The following is an 18442-nucleotide window of genomic DNA, read 5'->3' as shown; positions in this document are numbered from 1 at the left end:
CCGGCCCCTAGCCACGCTCGGGGTCGTCATCGAAGCCGTCGAGGCTGTCGAAGCCGTCGGCGTCATCGAAGCCGTCGGTACCGAAGCCGTCGGTCTCGTCGAAGCCCTCGGCCGCGTCCCGGCGGGCCGCCCGCTCCGCCCTGGTCAGCCGCTTCGACGTCCGAAGCCGCAGGTCGGTGCCGCGAGGGCCGAGCTGGACGTCGGGCACCGCACCGGCACGCAGCCCGGTCCGGCCACCGCCCGGGATGCCACCGGAACCACCGACCGTCGCGACGGTCGGCGCGGCGACCGGCTCGACGAGCCCGTAGCCGTCCGCGCTCCCACCGCTTCCGCCGCCCGCGCCCTCGAGCAGCAGCGCCTCGCGCCCGGACAGGGTCGGCTCCCAGTCGAAGGTCACATCGCCGATGGTGACCTCGACCCCCGGGACGGCGCCGCAGCGGGCCAGCTCCTTCTCCACCCCGAGCCGGGCGAGCCGGTCCGCGAGGTAGCCGATCGCCTCCTCGTTCGTGAAGTCGGTCTGCCGCACCCAGCGCACCGGCTTCGGACCCCCGACGACGAAGCCGTCGCCCACCGCACGCACCGTGAAGTCGGGTTCGTCCACCGCCCGCGGATGCAGGACCACCCGGGCGGAGCTGCGGCTGGGCGCCGCGGCGCGCAGGCTCGCGACGAGCTCCGCGAGGGCGAGCGACAGGGCCCGCACACCGTGCCGGCTGGCCGTGCTCACCGCGAAGACGGTCAGCCCGCGGGCCTGCAGGTCCGGCGTGACGAGCTCGGCGAGGTCGGCGGCGTCCGGCACGTCCACCTTGTTCAGGACGACGAGCCGGGGGCGGTCGGACAGGTCGGTGGTGTAGGCGGCGAGCTCCGCCTCGATGATGTCGAGGTCGGTCAGCGGATCGCGGCCCGGTTCGAGCGTGGCGCAGTCGAGGACATGAACGATCAACGAGCAGCGCTCGATGTGGCGGAGGAACTCCAGCCCCAGCCCGCGGCCCTGGCTCGCGCCCGGGATCAGCCCGGGGACGTCCGCGACGGTGTAGGGCGGGTGGTCGCCGGCCTGGACGACACCCAGGTTCGGCACCAGGGTGGTGAACGGGTACTCGGCGATCTTGGGGCGGGCGGCGCTGAGTACCGAGACCAGCGAGGACTTCCCCGCGCTCGGGAAGCCGACCAGCGCGACGTCCGCGACGCTCTTGAGCTCCAGGACGGCGTCGAGCTGCTCACCGGGCTCACCCAGCTCGGCGAAGCCGGGCGCCTTGCGCCGGGCCGACGCCAGGGACGCGTTCCCGCGCCCACCGCGCCCACCGCGGGCGAGGACGTAGCTGCTGCCCGGGCCGACCAGGTCGATGAGCTCCTCGCCGTCCGGCGAGATCACCACCGTGCCGTCGGGGACCGCCAGCACCAGGTCGTCGCCGTCCGCGCCGTGCCGGTTCGAGCCCTGGCCCGGGCGGCCCCCACCCGCCTTCTGATGCGGATGGAAGTGGAAGTCGAGCAGGGTGGTCACCCCGTGATCCACCCGCAGCACCACATCACCGCCGCGGCCCCCGTTGCCCCCGTCGGGGCCGCCGAGCGGCTTGAACTTCTCGCGGTGGATCGAGCAGCAGCCATGGCCGCCGTCACCCGCTGCGGCGTGCAGAACAACCCGGTCGACAAACGTCGCCATGGTCGGCCACCTCCCTGCTCCCCGCCCGGCCGCGGGACCACACGAGAACGCCGCGCGTACCACCTCCGGTTCGGCGGTGGTACGCGCGGCGCCCTGTGAACAACTACATCTCAGACAACTACTGCGGCCGTGCCGTCAGGTCAGGCGCTGACCGCGACCTTCTGCTCGCTCTGCTCGCCCTGGACCGCGACGATGCTGATGACCCGCCGGCCACGCTTGCGGCCGAACTCGACATAGCCGGGAGCGAGGGCGAACAGCGTGTCGTCCTTGCCGCGACCGACCAGGTCACCGGGGTGGAAGTGGGTGCCCCGCTGGCGGATGATGATCTCACCGGCCTTGACGAGCTGCCCACCGAAACGCTTGACGCCCAGCCGCTGCGCGTTCGAGTCACGGCCGTTGCGCGAGGAGCTCGCGCCCTTCTTATGCGCCATCTCGTCAGGCCTTCCCCGTCTCGATCCCGGTCACCTTCAGGCGCGTGTACTTCTGGCGATGGCCCTGGCGCTTGTGGTAACCGGTCTTGTTCTTGAACTTGTGGATCCGAATCTTCGGACCCTTGACGACTTCGACGACCTCGGCCGTGACCGCGACGGACGCAAGCGCGTCAGCGTCGTGGGTGACCGACTCACCGTCGACCAGGAGCACCGCCGGAAGCTTCACGGCCGCGCCTGGCTCACCGGAGAGGAGCTCGACGTCGACGACATCGCCGACGGCGACCCTGTGCTGCTTGCCGCCGCTGGCAACGACCGCGTACACCAGATCTCCCTGCTGTTGGATCCCGCATGGACCGCTATGGCGGTCCGCCACGTCTGCTCACGGTGCCCGGCGCTCGCGTCAGACCACCATGCCACCCGGCCTGCCGGGCCTCTGGAGCACTCGAAGTGCCCAGAACATCCCGGAGCCGGGGACCATGCTGGCCGCGCGACATCGAACCCGACAGGGCTCCGAACCTGACAGGGCCTTGCAGCCCGACAAGCTTGGGAGCCCGACAAGGGGCGACATCGCGAGCACGCGCCTGTCCCGTGTCCGTCCACCTTACAGGTCATCCGCGCGGGGGTGAGAAAGGCCCGCACCCGAGGGCCCGATTTCACCCGACCGACCCCTGGACAGGACCCCCGGACAGGACCCCCACCCGGCCGCCGAATGTCAACCAGCGAACGACAGGAGGACACGGGAAGACACAGGCAGAGCTGGGCATGGGCGATAGACAGCCACCGAAGAGGCCATCCCGGCCATGACTCGGACGGGCCATGGCCGCGCGCCGTGGGCACGGCGAACATGTGGGGTCCCCCGCAGCGGGCACTTCCGCCGCGGCGCGGTCCACAGCCGCCGTGCGAACCCACGGCCAACCAGAAGGAAGAAGACGTTGACCTGGCAGCACGTGACGTGGGCGGCGAGCGTGGCCACCGTCACGGCGCTCCTGGCCGTCTGCGGCTTCCTGCTCACAGCGGCTTCCGGCCGCCGCGCCGAGGCAACCAGCGGCGCTGCCGCGGCCGGCACGCCTGCCGCGGCCATCGGCGTGCTGTCCATCGTGGTCGCGCTGGTCACGGCGGAGCTGGTCTTCAACGACCTGATCGATCCCCCCGCCTGGGCCAGGGCGGTATGGGCGCTGCTGACAGCCACGGCGGCCGGCTGGCTCGCGCTGCACGGGCGCGGCCTGACCAGGCCCGTCACCCCCAGGCCCGTCACCGCCGGCCCCGAGCCGGCCGCGACCGCACCAGCGATCCCGGCTGACCCAGCTGCCTCGGCTGACCCTGCTGTCTCGGCCTCGGGGACTTCGGCCGATGAGGGGCGCCCGCTCGATCCGCTCTCGGCTCAGGACGATCTGGTGCAGACCCTGGTGGTCGCCTCCTACGCGCTGCAGATGGGTGACGAGCCCCGAGCGCGTCAGGCGCTGGACGGCGCGCTACGACGGTCCCGCGCGACCCTGGACGAACTGGTGCGCCAGCGCGGCTGCCACGGCTTCGTCCGGGCCACGCCCGCGGCCGTCGCTCCCACGACCGTCGGTCGGGACCTGTCGCCGCTGTCCTGAGTCCGCGGCGGGCCGCCGGCCAGCCGAGATTCGCCAAGCCAGCCGAGATCGTGGCCGCTCGCCTCGGTGACCGTGCCCCCGAAGGCCCGCGATGCACCAGGGCATGGAAGCCCTGCGAGGAAAAAAGAAGCGGCTGGGCGTGTTCCGCGCGGACACGCGGGAACACGCCCAGCCGCTCTGGTCAGCTTCCGGCCGCCTCGGACGGCTGGAGGGATTCGGCCGGCTTCGACACCGGCCGGGAGGCCCGGCGCCGCCTGGTGCGTGCCGGCTTCTCCGCGCCCTGCGAGGCGCTCGTCCCGTTGGCCGCCGCGTGCAGAACGCTGTCCGGATCGTCGGTGTTGGCGAAGACTGTGCTCTCCCGCTCGCCGGATCCGGTGAGTACCACCGGTCCGCTCGCCGCGCCGACCGCCGCCAGCTCGTCGAGGCCCTCGGCCGTCGGCGCCGCTTCCGGCCGCACAGCCTCGTGCCCCGGCACGGAGCCCTGGTCGGCGCCACCGGCACCGGCACCGTGCGCGCCACCGGCACCGGCACCGTGCGCGCCGTCGGGTGACGCCGGCTGCGCCGCCGGGACCGCGGACGGCGTCGCCGTCTCCACGTGACCGTCAGGCGATGCCGGCACCGCGGCGGTGCCGGCCGCGGCCGCGACCATGGCCGGGCCGCCGCTCTTCGCCGCCTGCCTGCCCCGACGCCCGGCCGGAGCGCTCGCCTGCGCGGGCGGTGCGGGCACCTGCTGGGGTCCCGCGTGCGCGTGGGCGCCGTCGAGGTGAATCGTCACGCCGCGCCCACTGCAGTGCGCGCAGGGCTCGCTGTATGCCTCCAGCAGGCCCTGCCCCACCCGCTTGCGCGTCATCTGCACCAGACCAAGGCTGGTCACCTCGGCGACCTGGTGGCGGGTCCGGTCCCGGCCCAGGCACTCGGTGAGCCGCCGCAGCACCAGTTCGCGGTTGCTCTCCAGCACCATGTCGATGAAGTCGATGACGATGATGCCGCCGATGTCGCGCAGCCGCAGCTGCCGGACGATCTCCTCCGCGGCTTCCAGGTTGTTCTTGGTGACCGTCTCCTCGAGGTTCCCACCCTTGCCGGTGAACTTCCCGGTGTTGACGTCGATGACGGTCATCGCCTCGGTGCGGTCGATCACCAGTGAGCCACCTGAGGGCAGCCAGACCTTGCGGTCCAGCGCCTTCGCGAGCTGCTCGTCCACCCGGTACTCGGCGAAGACGTCGCCGGTGCCGACATAGCGGCGGACCCGGTCCCGCAGGTCGGGAGCGACCGTGTCGACGTACTCCTCGACCGTCGCCGCCTCGGTCGAACCCTGGACGATCAGCTCGGTGAAGTCCTCGTTGAAGACGTCCCGGATGACCCGGACCACGAGGTCGGGCTCCCCGTAGAGCAGCGATGGCGCGCTCGCCTTCTGCGCCTTGCGCTGGATGTCCTCCCACTGCGCGACCAGCCGCTCGACATCGCGCTCCAGCTCGGCCTCGCTCGCGCCCTCCGCCGCGGTGCGGACGATCACTCCACCGTTCTCCGGGGTGATCTTCTTGAGGATGCTCTTGAGCCTGGCCCGCTCGGTGTCCGGCAGCTTGCGGCTGATACCCGCGTTCTGCCCGTCCGGCACGTACACCAGGTAACGGCCGGGCAGGCTGACCTGGCTCGTCAGCCGGGCGCCCTTGTGCCCGATCGGGTCCTTCGAAACCTGGACCAGGACCGACTGGCCGGACTTCAGCACCTGCTCGATCTTGCGCGGACGCCCGTCGAGGCCGGAGGCGTCGTAGTTGACCTCACCGGCGTACAGGACGGCGTTGCGGCCCTTGCCGATGTCGACGAAGGCCGCCTCCATGCTGGCCAGCACGTTCTGGACCCGGCCCAGGTAGACGTTGCCCGCGTAAGAGGTCGAGCTCGCCCGCGTCACGAAGTGCTCGACCAGGACGCCGTCCTCGAGCACCGCGATCTGCGTGCGGTCGCCGTGGTGCCGGACGACCATCCGCCGCTCGACCGACTCGCGCCGAGCGAGGAACTCCGCCTCGGTGACGATGGGCGCCCGGCGACGGCCGCTGTCCCGGCCTTCCCGCCTGCGCTGACGCTTCGCCTCCAGCCGGGTCGAACCGCTCACCCCGCGGACGAGGTCGTCGTCCTTACGGGTCTCACGGACATGGACCACGGTGTTCGGCGGGTCGTCCGCCATCGGCGCGGCCTCACCGACCCCGGACCGCCGCCGACGACGGCGCCGCCGGCGGGAGCCGCCGGCCTGCTCGTCGTCGGACCCGTCGTCGTCGGAGCCGTCGTCGGCGGAGTCATCCGCGCCGTCCTCGACGGTGTACGCGGCGTCCTCGTCCGCGTCCTCGTCGGCGCCGTGCTCCGCCTCCGCGTCCGCGGCGCCCGAGCCGTCGTACGACCCGCGCGTCCCGGTGCGCCGGGAGCGGCGACGGCCAGGCGTGACCTCGCGCTCCTCCGCCTCCGCGTGCTCCCGGTCCTGTTCGTCCGGTTCGCCGCCGTCGTCCTCGGAGGTCTCGCCGAACTCGTCCTCGCCTCGGGCCCGACCGCGACCGCGGCGGCCACGGCGGCGGCGACGGGTTCCACCGAGACCGGTCTCGTCGGCGTCCGACTCCAGGTCCGTGTCGGCGGACACGAAGGCATCGTGCTCGAACGCGTCCGGCTCGTCCTCCGGAGCCGCGTCGGTGGCGGTGAGCTCATCGAGGTCGGTGGCCTCCTCGGCGGCCACATCGTCGGGCGCGGAATCGTCCTGCGCCGCGATCGCGCCACCGTCGCCAGCCCGGCCCGGGCCGGTTGCGGGTGCCTCGTCGCTCGTGGGCTCACTGCGGCCTCGGCGGCGCGTCCACTCGTCGAGCGCGGCCACCTCGGGCTGCTGGAACATGATCATGGCAACCGGTCGGCGGGCCGGTGTCTTGGCTGCCGCGGCGGGGATCTCGACCTCGGCGCCGCTGGTCCAGGTCGGGGTGACCGGCCGCGAACGCCGACGCGCCGGACGCTGGGCCGTCTCCCCTGCCGTGGCCGGCTGCGGACCAGCGGCCGCGAACGCGTCCGCGGCCGGAGCGGCCGGACTCGCGGTGGCCGGAGGAGCGGTCGTGTCGCCACCGGCGCTGACCTCGTCGGGCCCGGCCTCGCCGGACCCCGCCTTCGCGGCCGGCCCAGGCTGGACCACCGAAGCGGTCACGGCGTCGGCCGCGGCCGGCGCCATGGACTCGTCGGCCGGGCCGCTCTCGCCCGCGGGCGCCTCGGCGCTGATCGGTGCGCCGGTGCTGACAGTCGGATCGGTACTGACGGGCGCTTCGGTACCGGCTGTGTCGGCAGCTCCGACCGGTGCGGCCGGCTCGGCGACCGCGGATGCCTCGGCATCCGACGCCGCCACCACGTCGGACCCTCCGCCCGATGTCGCCGACGGACCGCCGGCGCCCGGCTCGGACGGCTGGGCCGGTTCCACCGGCTCGACCTTCGTGGCAGTGCGACGAGCACGGGAACGCCGGGGCTTGGTCACGGCGGGGGCGACCTCACCGCGCTCCGTAGTGTCAGCAGACGCAGCGTCAGCAGACGCAGTGTCAGCAGACGTCTCGGAAGCCGCGGATGCCTCGGGAACCGCGGACGACTCGGACGCAGCAGCCGCCGCGGCGTCGGTGGTCTCGCCGCCGTCGCTGCCCGCGGGCGGCTTGCTCGTGCCCGCTTCGGCAGTGCCCGATGACCGGGCTGCTCGACGGCGGGTCCGGGTCGGCTTCTCGGCCACGGCGACCGGTACGGCATCAGCGGTCGGACCCGCTCCGATACCAGCGGTCGGACCGGCATCGATGGCGGCGGTGGAGGAGGCGGACGTGGCGGCCGGGTCGGAAGCCGGGGCGGGTCCGGCGGCCTGGTCGGCTGCGGCGGCCGGGTCGGCGGAACCCACCACGGCCTCGCTGACCGCGCGGGACGCCCGCCGTGGCCGGGTGGCCGCGCGTCGCGCCGGCTTGGCTGGCGCCGCCTCCGGCGTCGGGCCTGCGGTGTCGTCGGCTGGCTGGGATGGTGCCGTCGGCGTCACCGCGGCATCGTCGGCCGGAACCGACACCGCGGGCTCGGACGGCGAGATGGCCGCAGCGGCCTGGCCGGCAGGCGCCGCTGCGCTGGACTCCCCGGAGCCGGCCGGGACTGTCTCCGGCTCGGCTGCGGGTACGGGCACGGCCGCTTCCGGTGGCGGCCCAGCGGGCCGGCCGGCGGCACGTCGCCGACGTGTCGGCCGCACGGCTGCGGACTCGGACGCGGTCTGCTCTTCGGTGGTCTGGTCTTCGGCGGGCACGGGTTATAAAGCCTTTCGGGCTCCCGGGCGCGCTGCGTCAGCAGTCGCGACCGCGCAGAAGCCGCTGTCTCGGTCCGGCGGTTCGCACCGCCGGCAATCCTGCGACACCCTCATCACGCTTCGAGTCGACCTGCCGGCCGGGCAGCCTCATCGCGGTCCGGCGCCAGCGGGTCCGCCAGCGTTCCATCCTCGCGCAATCGGCCCTGTTCGAGCCGTGTCGGCTCGGGTGGCACCGGAACGCTGAGAACAGCGACCGCGGAAAGGGCGGTCAGCACATCGTCGGGTCGAACGGCGGGCGTCGTGTGCCGTACGACCACGTCCAGTATCGCACAGGTGTCGTTCTCTGCACGGCAAACGGCCCAGACCACGGCCCCGCGCACATCAACTTCACGCTTGCCGTCCTTGGTCACCCGCTCGACGACCAGCGATTCCCGCGCCAGGAGCGCAGGAACGGCCACGCCCAGCTCCGCCGGAGCCACGCCGGGTAGCCGAAGCTGCCAGCGTGAGGCGTCGACGCGGTCGGGAAGCGCCCGCCCCTGCGCCTCGACGCAACAGACCACATCGAGACCGGGCGGAAGTGCCGCGTCCAGCGCCTCGTGCACCCACCTCGGAGTGACCGGCGCGGAGAAGGCGATCTCGACGTACTCCGCCTCGCTGGCCGCACCGGTGGGCGCGGCACCAACCCAGGAGAGCCGGGGATGGGGGCTGAAGCCGGCGGAGAGCGCGACCGGCAGCCGCGCCCTGCGCAGGCCACGCTCGAAGGCCCGGGCGATGTCGCGATGGGAGAGGAAGCGCAGCCTTCCCCGCTTGGCGAAGCGCACCCGGATGCGTGCCACGACCGGGGGCGGCGGTGGGCCCTCAGGTTGACGAGGCACGGGCCGGCACCATGCTCGAGGGGGAGGCAACCGAAGAGGAAGCGTCCGAACGTGAGACAGCCGAGGCTGTTGTGGAGGCCGCCGGGGCAGGGGTGCTCGCCACCGAGACCACCGGGAGCAACGTGCGCCCGGTGGGGCCGATCTCGTTCGCGGTGCCCATCGTCGGGCAGACACCGCAGTCGTAGCAGGGAGTCCACCGGCAGTCGTCGAGCTCCGCCTCGCGCTGCGCGTCCTGCCAGTCGGCCCACAACCAGTCCCGGTCGAGGCCGGAGTCGAGGTGGTCCCACGGCAGGACCTCGCGCTCGTCGCGCTCCCGGGTGGTGAACCAGTCCAGCGAGACGCCCAGCGGGCCCAGCTCCGCCTCGCACGCGGCCTCCCAGCGCGCGAACGAGAAGTACTCGCTCCAGCCGTCGAAGCGGCCCCCCTCGCGCCACACCCGCTCGATCACCCGACCGACCCGGCGGTCACCGCGGGCCAGCAGGCCCTCGATGATGCCCGGACGCCCGTCGTGGTACCGGAACCCGATCGCCCGCCCGACCTCACGATCGGCACGCACGGTGTCCCGCAGCAGCTTGAGGCGGTGGTCGGTCACCTCGTACGAGGCCTGACCGGCCCACTGGAACGGAGTATGCGATTTGGGGACGAATCCCCCGATCGACACGGTGCAGCGGATGTCCCGGTGACCGCTGGCCTTCCGGCCCGCCCGGATGACCTCACGAGCGAGGTCCGCGATCTCCAGCACGTCCTCGTCGGTCTCGGTGGGCAGACCACACATGAAGTACAGCTTCACCTGGCGCCAGCCGTGCGCGTAGGCCGTGCTCACGGTGCGGATGAGGTCCTCGGCGCTGACCATCTTGTTGATGACCTTGCGCAGGCGCTCCGAGCCGCCCTCGGGGGCGAAGGTGAGGCCGCTGCGCCGACCGTTGCGGGAGAACTCGTTGGCCAGTGTCACGTTGAAGGCGTCCACCCGGGTCGAGGGCAGGCTCAGCGACGTGTTCGTGCCCTCGTAACGGTCGGCCAGCGCCTTGGCGATCTCGCCTATCTCGCTGTGGTCCGCGCTGGACAGTGACAGCAGGCCGACCTCGGAGAAGCCCGAGGCCGCGAGCCCCGCGTCGACCATCGCCCCGACCGTCGCGATGTTGCGCTCCCGAACCGGCCGGGTGATCATGCCCGCCTGGCAGAAGCGACATCCACGGGTGCAACCGCGGAAGATCTCCACGCTCATCCGCTCGTGCACGGACTCCGCGAGCGGGACCAGCGGGGCCTTCGGATACGGCCAGGAGTCGAGATCCGTCAGCGTGTGCTTGGACGGGCGGGCCGGGATGTCGTCCCGGGTGGGCGTCACGGCGGAGATCCGGCCGTCCGGCCGATAGGTCACGTCGAAGAAGGCCGGCACGTAGACCAGGCCGAGGCGGGCCAGCCTGAGCAGCAGCTCACCGCGCCCGCCGGGCGAGCCCTCGGCCTTCCACGCCCGGGTGACGTCGGTGATCCGCAGGACGGCCTGCTCACCGTCGCCGAGCACCACGGCGTCGACGAAGTCCGCGATCGTCTCGGGGTTGAACGCCGCGTGGCCACCGGCCACGACCACCGGCGAGGTGTCGCCCCGGTCGGCGGCATGCAGCGGGATCCCGGCCAGGTCGAGCGCCGTGAGCAGGTTCGTGTAGCCGAGCTCGGTGGAGAAGCTGACCCCGAACAGGTCGAAGTCACCGACGGGGCGGTGCGCGTCCACCGTGAACTGCGCGATGCCATGCTCACGCATGAGCGCCTCAAGGTCCGGCCAGACCGAGTACGTGCGCTCGGCCAGGACGTCCGGCTGCTCGTTCAGGATCTCGTAGAGGATCTGCACACCCTGGTTCGGAATGCCGACCTCGTAGGCGTCCGGGTACATCAGGCACCAGCGGACGGTGGTGTCGTCCCAAGGTTTGACGACCGAGTTCCCCTCACCACCCACGTACTGGACCGGCTTCCGGACCCGTGGGAGCAGTGGCTCCAAGAGAGGGAACAGCGACTGTCCGGGCATGTCCGCGAGCCTACGGCACCACGCCGAGGCTCGGCCGGGCCCCGGCGACGCACCTTGTCGCGACCCGCAGGCCTGCCCGGGAGATGACCCGGGACGCCCTCAGAGCGCGTACGGGTCCGACCTGGAACGTAGACGGACATTCTGCAGCAAACCAACCGCGACCATGTTCGCGAACATCGACGAGCCACCGTAGGACAGGAACGTCAGCGGTAGCCCGGTCACCGGCATCACGCCCAGACACATACCGATATTGACGAAGATCTGGAAGGTGAACCAACAGACCACACCGGTGGCGATCAGCGCTCCGAACGAGTCCTGGGACTGGAACCCGATCGTGAGCGCTCGCCAGAGCACCACGCCCAGCAGCACGATCACCCCGCCGGCGCCGAGGTACCCGAGCTCCTCCCCCGCCACGCTGAAGACGAAGTCGGTCTGCTGCTCGGGCACGAACTGGCCCTGGGTCTGCTGGCCCTCGAACAGCCCGCGGCCAGTGACGCCCCCGTTGGCGATCGCGGTCATCGCCTGGTCGACGTTGTAGCCGCTGGACGACGTCGCCTTGTTCTCCGAGACGAACGAGGTGAGCCGAGCCTCCTGGTAGGGCTTGAGCAGGTGGAACTGCAGGATCGCGCCGCCGAACAGCACCCCGCACAGGACCAGCCCGAGAACCCAGCGCCGCGGGGCGCCGCTCACCGCCAGCATCCCGAGAGTCACGAACACCAGCACCATGACCGTCCCGAAGTCCGGCTGAAGCATGATCAGCCCCATCGGGATGACGGCGAGGCCCAGCACGAGCAGGACGTCACCATGCCCCGGCTCGCCGCGGCGGATGCCGGTGTGCCGGTCCTCGTGCTTCTCGCCGAGGATCATGGCCACGCCGACGACGAGCGCGACCTTCGCGAACTCCGACGGCTGCAGCTGGAACCCGGCTGGCAGCACGATCCACGAGTGCGCGCCGTTCACCGTGGTGCCGACGAGCAGCACGGCCACCAGCCCGACGAGCGAGCCCAGGTAGACGAACGGCGCGTACGCCCGCAGGATCCGGTAGTCGACCACGGTCGCGGCGGCGCCGAGCACCAGACCGATCGCGAGGTTCAGCAGGTGGCGTTTGAGGAAGGTCTGCGGGTCGCTGCCCGCTTCCTCCATCCGCTGCCGGGTTGCCGACCAGACCAGCAGGGCACCGATCAGGGCGAGCGCGACCACGCTGATCTGGAGCGGCCAGTCGAGGCGCCGCAATGGCGAGTGCCGCCCGGAGGCCCGATCCCGCAGCTGCCCGATCCGCCCCCGGACGAGGACCGGGGACGACCGCAGCGCGGTGGGGCCGGGGTCCTGCGTCATCGCCCCTCCCCTGTGTGGCAGTCGACGTCGGCGGGTTGTTCGTGCTGGTGGCGATGATCGGCGTGCGTGCGTGCGTGCGTGCACGCACGCACAGGCGGCTGGCGCGCGAGCGCCCACGGTCACGGCGGGGAACGGCCCGCGCCGCCCGCGGCGGACGTCGCTGCGGCCGGCCCGGTTCCGCTGTGGGCGGCCGGCCCCGAGGCAGGCCACAGCGCGGGCAGCACCGCGCCGGCCGCGGCCGCCTCGGGGCCCGCCACGCCCGGTGCCACCGCACCCTGGACCACCGCACCCTGAACCACCGTGCCCTGCCCAGCTGCGCCCTGCGCCGACGGGGCCGGGCCGGCGGTCGCGCCCGCACCACCGCCGAAGCTTCCGTCCCGGCCCAGCTCAGGCAGGTCGGCGGGCGGCACGCCGCCGGGCAGTGCCGCTGGCTGGCCGACGCCGTAGAGCGCCTTGTAGATCTCCTTGGCGACGGGCGCCGCGTACTCCGCACCGGTCCCGGATTCCGGAATGCTCACCACGACCACGAACTGGGGATCGTTCGCCGGGGCGAACGAGGCGAACCAGGAGGTGTCGCCCTTGCCCTCGACCTCGGCGGTACCGGTCTTGCCTCCGACCGGTACGAGATCGCTGGGCCAGTCCGCGAACACACCCGCCGCGGTGCCACCGGCCTCGGTGGTCACACCCTGCAGGCCGCCCCGGATATAGGCGAGGATCTCCGGCGAGACGGGCAGATGGCCGGTGACGATGGGCTCGACGAGCTTCGTCCGCTTGCCGTCCGGGGAGATGGTCGCCTTCGCGAGCGTGGGCTGGTAGAGCGTGCCACCGTTGGCGATGGCCGCGTAGGCGGTGGCGAGCTGCAAAGGGCTGACGGAGAGGTACTGGCCCTGGCCGATGGAGAACTGCACGGCYGCACCGGCGTTGTAGAGGTAGCCGTCGACGCAGGCCTCGGCCGCGTACTTGCGGTACCGCTCCGCCTTGACCGGGTCCGGTTCCTCCGGATAGCCGTTCTGCGCCCGCCGGCAGTACGAGTCCTTCAGCTCCTCCCAGATCTTCTTCGCGTCCGCCCGGTCGACGACGGCGCCCGAGGTCTCCCCGGGCAGGTCGATCCCGGTGCGGCTGCCGAACCCCATGGCCTCGGCCATGTGGACGAAGTACTCCTTCGGTTCCGGGTACGGGCCGCGGCCGTTGCGCAGACCGCCGTCGGCGACCCAGGCGTCGTAGGCGAACTTGTCGAAGATGACGTCGCAGGAGATGACCAGCGACTGGTGCAGCGTGATCGGGCCGGCCGACGACCCGTCGAAGTTGTGGAAGATCTGGTCACCGACCTGCAGCGTCGGCGCGCAGTCGAACTTCTCGTCGCCCTTGGCGCCCATCTGCTGCATCGCGACCGCGGTGGAGACGACCTTGAACGTCGAGCCCGCCGCGGCCGAGCCCTGGTAGGCACGCGACAGCAGCGGCGTGCCGTTCGCCGGGTCGGACAGCGCGGAGTAGTCCTTCTGGGAGATGCCGCCGACGAACACCGACGGGTTGTAGGTCGGCAGGCTGGCGAGCGCGACCACGCCGCCGGTACGCACGTTCAGGACGACGGCCGACGCCGCCCTGGCGCCACCGCCGAGCGACTCCAGCGTCTTCCCGAGCGCCTGCTCGGCGGCCCGCTGCACGTCGAGGTCCAGGTTGAGCACCAGGTGGTCGCCACTGACCGGGTCCGTCGTGGAGGCGGTGCCGGCGACCCGCCCGAACCGGTCCACCTCCAGGCGCTCGACGCCGTCCGCCCCGCGCAGCGCGTCGTCGTAGGTGTACTCCAGCCCGGAGACACCGATCAGGCTGTTGAGGTGGTAGCCCTTCTCACCGCCCTGGGCGTCGAGCTGGTCCTGGGAGACGGGCGCGAGGTAGCCCAGTTCGTGGGCCGCGAGCGAACCGTTCGGGTACTCGCGGACGGCCTGCAGATCCGCYGAAACCCCGGGGAAGCGGTCCGGATGCTCGATCACCGCGAGCGCCTGCGCCGAGGAGACGTCCTTCGCCACCGGAACCGGCTGGTAGGGGGAGCCGTTCCAGCACGGCGCCTTCACCGTGGCCGAGCAGAATCGGATGCGCTGCTCGATGTCGGCCCGCGGCATGCCGATCACGGTGGCGAGCCGGTCCAGGACGGCCCGGCCCTTGTCGGACTGCCGGTCGATGGTCGACCGGTTCACCGAGATGACCAGGGACGTGCGGTTTCGGACCAGCGGCTGCCCCTGGTCATCCACGATCATTCCCCTGGTCGCCGGGGTGACGACCTCCCGGACCCGGTTCGTCTCGGCGACCCTGCGGTACCGCTCACCGTCGAGGATCTGCAGCACCCACAGCCGGGCGCCCAGCGTCACCAGCAGGGAGAGAACGAGCACTCGCAGGATGAGCAGCCGGATCCGCATCCGGTCGTTCACAGCCGCCCCCGATCCCGGTGCAGGCGGCGGGAGGCGGCCGTGGCGATCGGGAACAGGAACGGGGTCACCAGCACCGCGTAGAGACCGGCGGCGGCGGCCCGTTCGAGGGCCTGGGCGCCGGTGAGCGCCGCGTCGCCCAGGATCGCGGTCGCCGCGGCGTTCCCGAGGGTGCCGAACACCGCCGCGGCTCCCACGGTGGCGAGCGGAACGGTGATCGAACGCTCCGCCGCGTTCATCACCAGGCCGGCGAGATACCCGACCAGGCACAGCACCAGGGCCGTCTGCCCGAGCACGTGGGTGGACATCAGATCGGCCAGCAGCCCGATGACGAAGCCGAGCACCGCGCCGAGCAGCGGGCCCTCGATCAGCGCGATGATCGCCAGCAGCACGATCACCAGATCGGGGCGGCCGAGCGGGGCGCCGAGCCGGGCCACCACCGACACCTGCAGGACGACGGCGACGGCCAGCAGCGCGACCGCGGCCGCGAAGGCACGCGGATGCAGCCGTTCCTCGGAGAACCCGCCATCCCACACCGCCGCGTCACCCCGCGCCCTGGGCCGCCGGAGCTCCCCCGCCGGCCGGGTCCTGCCCGGCCGGCGCCCCACCGCTCTGCGCCTGGCCGGCGGGCGCCTGCCCACTCGGCGCCTGGCCGTCGGTGGAGCCGGCCGCGCCGGAGCCCGGCACCGCGCGGGGCGGGAGCACCCGGTCACCCGGGTCGGCGGCGGGGCCACCGACGATCACGCCGACCAGGTCGAGCGTGCCGATCGAGACGAAGGGGCGGACCTCCGCGGTACGAGAGAGGCCACCGACATCCACCACCTCGGTCACCTCGCCGATCGGCACTCCCGCCACGTAGTCGAGACTACCAAACGTAACCAATCGGTCACCCTTTTGCACCTGGTAAGAGGCGTCATAAAGGGTGAAGGTCAGAGTGGACGGACCCTGGCCACCAGCGACCGCGCCGAGCAGCTTGGTCTGCTCCAGGCGCGCGCCGATGCGGCTACTCGGATCGCAGATCAGCTTGACGACCGCGGTGCTGTCGGTGACCGACGTGACCGTCCCGACCAGGCCGGCCGCGTTCACGACCACCTTGTCCACGGCGAGGCCGTCGCGGCGGCCGGCATTGATCGTCACCGTCCAGTCCATCCCGGTGACGTCACCGACCGCGATGACCCGCGCCGGCACGATCGTGTACTGCCCCTTGTCGGCGAGCAGGCGCAGATCCGAGAGCTCACCGGCCAACCGGTCGATCTCGGCGTCGTCGGAGATCTGCCGACGCAGCTGCGCGTTCTCCTCGGTGAGCCGGTCGGCGCGATCGTGGTAGCGGTTCGGGTGGGTCAGCGACGACACCGTTCGGCCGACCGGCCGGGTCACCGTGGTCACCGCGTTCTCGACCCCGCCCACGATCGAATGCAGCACCCCCCGGGCACCGGGCGCCGAGTCGCTGGTCCGGTAGTCGAGCGTGATCAGCGTGAACGCGAGGACGAGCAGGACGGCGATGACGAGACGGGAGCGCCTGGTGTCACGTCCCACGTCGGTCCTCCATCGCCGCCTGCCACCGCCACACTCCTGTCACCGCACTCCCATGCCGCCGCACGCCGCCGAGGGCGCGGCCCGGTCCCCACCGGCCGCGCCGCGCGGGCCGTCAGCGCTTCGGCTCGGAGATGAGGACCTGCTGCAGCGCCTCGAACTCCTCGACGCACTTGCCCGACCCCATCGCCACCGAATGCAGCGGGTTCTCCGCGATGTGGATCGGCATCCCGGTCTCGTGCCGCAGCCGCTCGTCCAGCCCGCGCAGCAGCGCACCGCCGCCGGTCAGGACGATGCCGCGGTCCATGATGTCGCCGGACAGCTCCGGCGGGCACCGGTCGAGGGTCACCTTGACCGCGTCGATCACCGCGTTCACCGGCTCCTCGATGGCCTTGCGGATCTCCTCGGCGGTCACCACGATGGTCTTGGGCAGGCCTGTGACCAGGTCACGGCCACGGATCTCGGCACTCGGCTCGTCCGGCACCTTGTGCGCCGAGCCGATCGCCATCTTGATCTCCTCGGCGGTCCGCTCGCCGAGCATCAGCGAGTACTCCTTCTTCACGTAGGAGATGATCGCCGTGTCGAGCTCGTCGCCGGCGGTGCGGATCGACTGGCTGGTGACGATGCCACCCAGCGAGATGACCGCGACCTCGGTCGTGCCGCCACCGATGTCCACGACCATGTTGCCGGTCGGCTCGTGCACCGGGAGGCCGGCGCCGATCGCCGCCGCCATCGGCTCCTCGATGATGTAGACCTTCCGGGCGCCGGCCTGGTAGCCGGCGTCCTTCACCGCGCGCTGCTCCACACCGGTGATGCCGGACGGGACGCACACCACCAGCCGGGGCTTGGCGAAATGACGCCGCCGGTGCACCTTCTGGATGAAGTACCGCAGCATCCGCTCGGTGGTCTCGAAGTCGGCGATGACGCCGTCCTTCAGTGGGCGGACCGCCACCACATTGCCCGGAGTACGGCCGATCATTCTTTTCGCGTCGGTTCCGACGGCGAGGATTCCCGAGGTCGTGGTGTTGATCGCGACGACACTGGGCTCGTTGAGCACGATGCCCCGGCCACGGACGTAGACGAGCGTGTTGGCGGTACCGAGGTCGACGGCCATGTCACGACCGAGGAACGACAGCGAACTGGACATCGTCGGGTGCCGGCCTTCCCGAGGGGCGCGAGGTGGGACGGATCCGGACGGCGCACGCGGACGACACCGACCGGCCCTTCTCCGACCAACGCGCGAAACGCGTACAGAGTTCGTCGAACGGGCGGGACGGCCCGGATGCGCCTCGTGTGGACCCGTTCACCGTGACCGCCGGTACGGCGATTACGGCGAGCCACCGGGCACGCTCCGGGTAGGTGAAAGCGTAGACCGCCCCCGACGACGTCGCCGAGCCGACCGGGAAGCGTGTCACCCCACACGCACCGGGGCACGCGCGGCACGCCGCCCGGCTCCACATCATCCGTGGACGGGTGGCAGGTCAGCGGCGGACCGCCGCCGATCGGGCACCCGGCAGGGACGAGACTTCCCCCGATCGGGGACGGAACACCCGAAGACACCGGGCCGACCACGGCGGCCGGCGGCCGGGTGAGCACCTCGACGAGGCCACGCCCGTCCGGCGGCTCACCCGCGCCGGTGGAACCCCGCCACCCACCAGGGGTGAGGACGGGGCACCCGGTGCCGGCAGGTCAGCTCAGGCCGGGGAAGAACAGGTCGATCTCGCGCTTGGCCGACTCCGGCGAGTCCGAGCCGTGCACGAGGTTCTGGCCGATCTCCAGCGCGAAGTCACCGCGCAGCGAACCGGGGACCGCCTTCACCGGGTCGGTGGCGCCGATGAGGCCACGCGCGGCCTCCGTCGCCCGCGGGCCCTCCGCCACCAGGGCGACCAGCGGACCAGAGGTGATGAAATCGACCAGCTCGCCGAAGAAGGGCTTGCTGGCATGCTCGCCGTAGTGGGTCTCGGCGACCGAGCGCTCCAGCGTGCGCAGCTCCAGGGCGACGATCTTCAGCCCCTTGCGCTCGAGACGACCGATGACCTCACCGATGAGGCCACGGCTGACGCCGTCGGGCTTGACCAGGATGAGGGTGCGCTCGGAGGACACGGGACTCCTTCAGACTCGTTTCGTCATCTTTGACGCGGATGGCCGGACGGTCCGCGGCTACTGGCGCGACCGGTTGGCCCCTGGCAAACCTACAGGGTCCACGATCCGGACCGGCGCGCGCACTCCCCCGAGACCACCCGTCGGAGTGGCGCGACGGTGCGGCGGCCAGCGGCCGGTCAGCGGCC

The 18442-nt window shown here is 72.0% G+C and carries 13 protein-coding genes; 1 reads left to right on the top strand and 12 read right to left on the bottom strand.

The window, feature by feature from the left end; genetic code table 11:
• Positions 1–7: 7 nt before the first annotated feature.
• The 3 genes from obgE to rplU all read right to left on the bottom strand — a co-directional run bounded on the left by obgE (position 8) and on the right by rplU (position 2410).
• A complete protein-coding gene (obgE, locus tag CcI49_RS07980) occupies positions 8–1657 on the bottom strand; it encodes a GTPase ObgE (protein ID WP_054566917.1) in 1650 nt (549 codons plus the stop codon).
• Positions 1658–1797: 140 nt separating this feature from the next.
• Complete coding sequence (gene rpmA, locus CcI49_RS07975; protein WP_054566916.1) at positions 1798–2088, bottom strand: 50S ribosomal protein L27; 291 nt, start codon at positions 2086–2088, stop codon at positions 1798–1800.
• Positions 2089–2092: 4 nt separating this feature from the next.
• Positions 2093–2410: a 50S ribosomal protein L21 gene (gene rplU, locus CcI49_RS07970; RefSeq protein WP_006543759.1), complete on the bottom strand. Its 318-nt coding sequence runs from the start codon at positions 2408–2410 to the stop codon at positions 2093–2095.
• A gap of 610 nt (positions 2411–3020) precedes the next feature.
• On the opposite strand from rplU, the gene CcI49_RS07965 reads away from it, so the two are divergent.
• On the top strand, positions 3021–3686 hold the full coding sequence (locus CcI49_RS07965; RefSeq protein ID WP_076825410.1) for an MFS transporter: 666 nt from the start codon (positions 3021–3023) through the stop codon (positions 3684–3686).
• 181 nt (positions 3687–3867) lie between these two features.
• On the opposite strand, the gene CcI49_RS07960 is transcribed toward CcI49_RS07965, so the two are convergent.
• The 9 genes from CcI49_RS07960 to ndk form a co-directional block, all read right to left on the bottom strand.
• Positions 3868–7125 carry a ribonuclease E/G gene (locus tag CcI49_RS07960; RefSeq protein WP_083749379.1) on the bottom strand — a complete coding sequence of 1086 codons (3258 nt, stop codon included), beginning with the start codon at positions 7123–7125 and terminating at the stop codon, positions 3868–3870.
• Positions 7126–8081: 956 nt separating this feature from the next.
• Positions 8082–8843 (bottom strand): TIGR03936 family radical SAM-associated protein, encoded by a 762-nt coding sequence (locus CcI49_RS07955; RefSeq protein WP_035954098.1) that lies wholly within the window; start codon positions 8841–8843, stop codon positions 8082–8084.
• Positions 8827–10863, bottom strand: coding sequence for a TIGR03960 family B12-binding radical SAM protein (locus CcI49_RS07950; protein WP_076825405.1), 2037 nt, complete (start codon positions 10861–10863; stop codon positions 8827–8829). Before CcI49_RS07950 ends, CcI49_RS07955 begins: the two co-directional genes overlap by 17 nt.
• 99 nt (positions 10864–10962) lie before the next feature.
• Positions 10963–12198 carry a rod shape-determining protein RodA gene (rodA, locus tag CcI49_RS07945; RefSeq protein WP_054566911.1) on the bottom strand — a complete coding sequence of 412 codons (1236 nt, stop codon included), beginning with the start codon at positions 12196–12198 and terminating at the stop codon, positions 10963–10965.
• Between the two features lie 119 nt (positions 12199–12317).
• A complete protein-coding gene (mrdA, locus tag CcI49_RS07940) occupies positions 12318–14624 on the bottom strand; it encodes a penicillin-binding protein 2 (RefSeq protein ID WP_076825403.1) in 2307 nt (768 codons plus the stop codon).
• The gene (gene mreD, locus CcI49_RS07935; RefSeq protein ID WP_076825580.1) at positions 14621–15157 is read right to left on the bottom strand and encodes a rod shape-determining protein MreD; all 537 of its coding nucleotides are present in this window, start codon (positions 15155–15157) and stop codon (positions 14621–14623) included. The genes mrdA and mreD overlap by 4 nt, the downstream gene beginning before the upstream one ends.
• A gap of 7 nt (positions 15158–15164) precedes the next feature.
• Positions 15165–16157 (bottom strand): rod shape-determining protein MreC, encoded by a 993-nt coding sequence (gene mreC / locus CcI49_RS07930; protein ID WP_054566909.1) that lies wholly within the window; start codon positions 16155–16157, stop codon positions 15165–15167.
• A gap of 112 nt (positions 16158–16269) precedes the next feature.
• Positions 16270–17301 carry a rod shape-determining protein gene (locus CcI49_RS07925; RefSeq protein ID WP_006542689.1) on the bottom strand — a complete coding sequence of 344 codons (1032 nt, stop codon included), beginning with the start codon at positions 17299–17301 and terminating at the stop codon, positions 16270–16272.
• Positions 17302–17843: 542 nt separating this feature from the next.
• A complete protein-coding gene (gene ndk / locus CcI49_RS07920) occupies positions 17844–18257 on the bottom strand; it encodes a nucleoside-diphosphate kinase (RefSeq protein WP_006542688.1) in 414 nt (137 codons plus the stop codon).
• Between the last annotated feature and the right edge of the window lie 185 nt (positions 18258–18442).

The sequence above is a fragment of the Frankia sp. CcI49 genome (genome assembly GCF_001983215.1).
Classification (GTDB): domain Bacteria; phylum Actinomycetota; class Actinomycetes; order Frankiales; family Frankiaceae; genus Parafrankia; species Parafrankia irregularis.
Note: the sequence above shows the minus strand (reverse complement) of the source record. Positions and strands in the feature narration are given on the sequence as shown.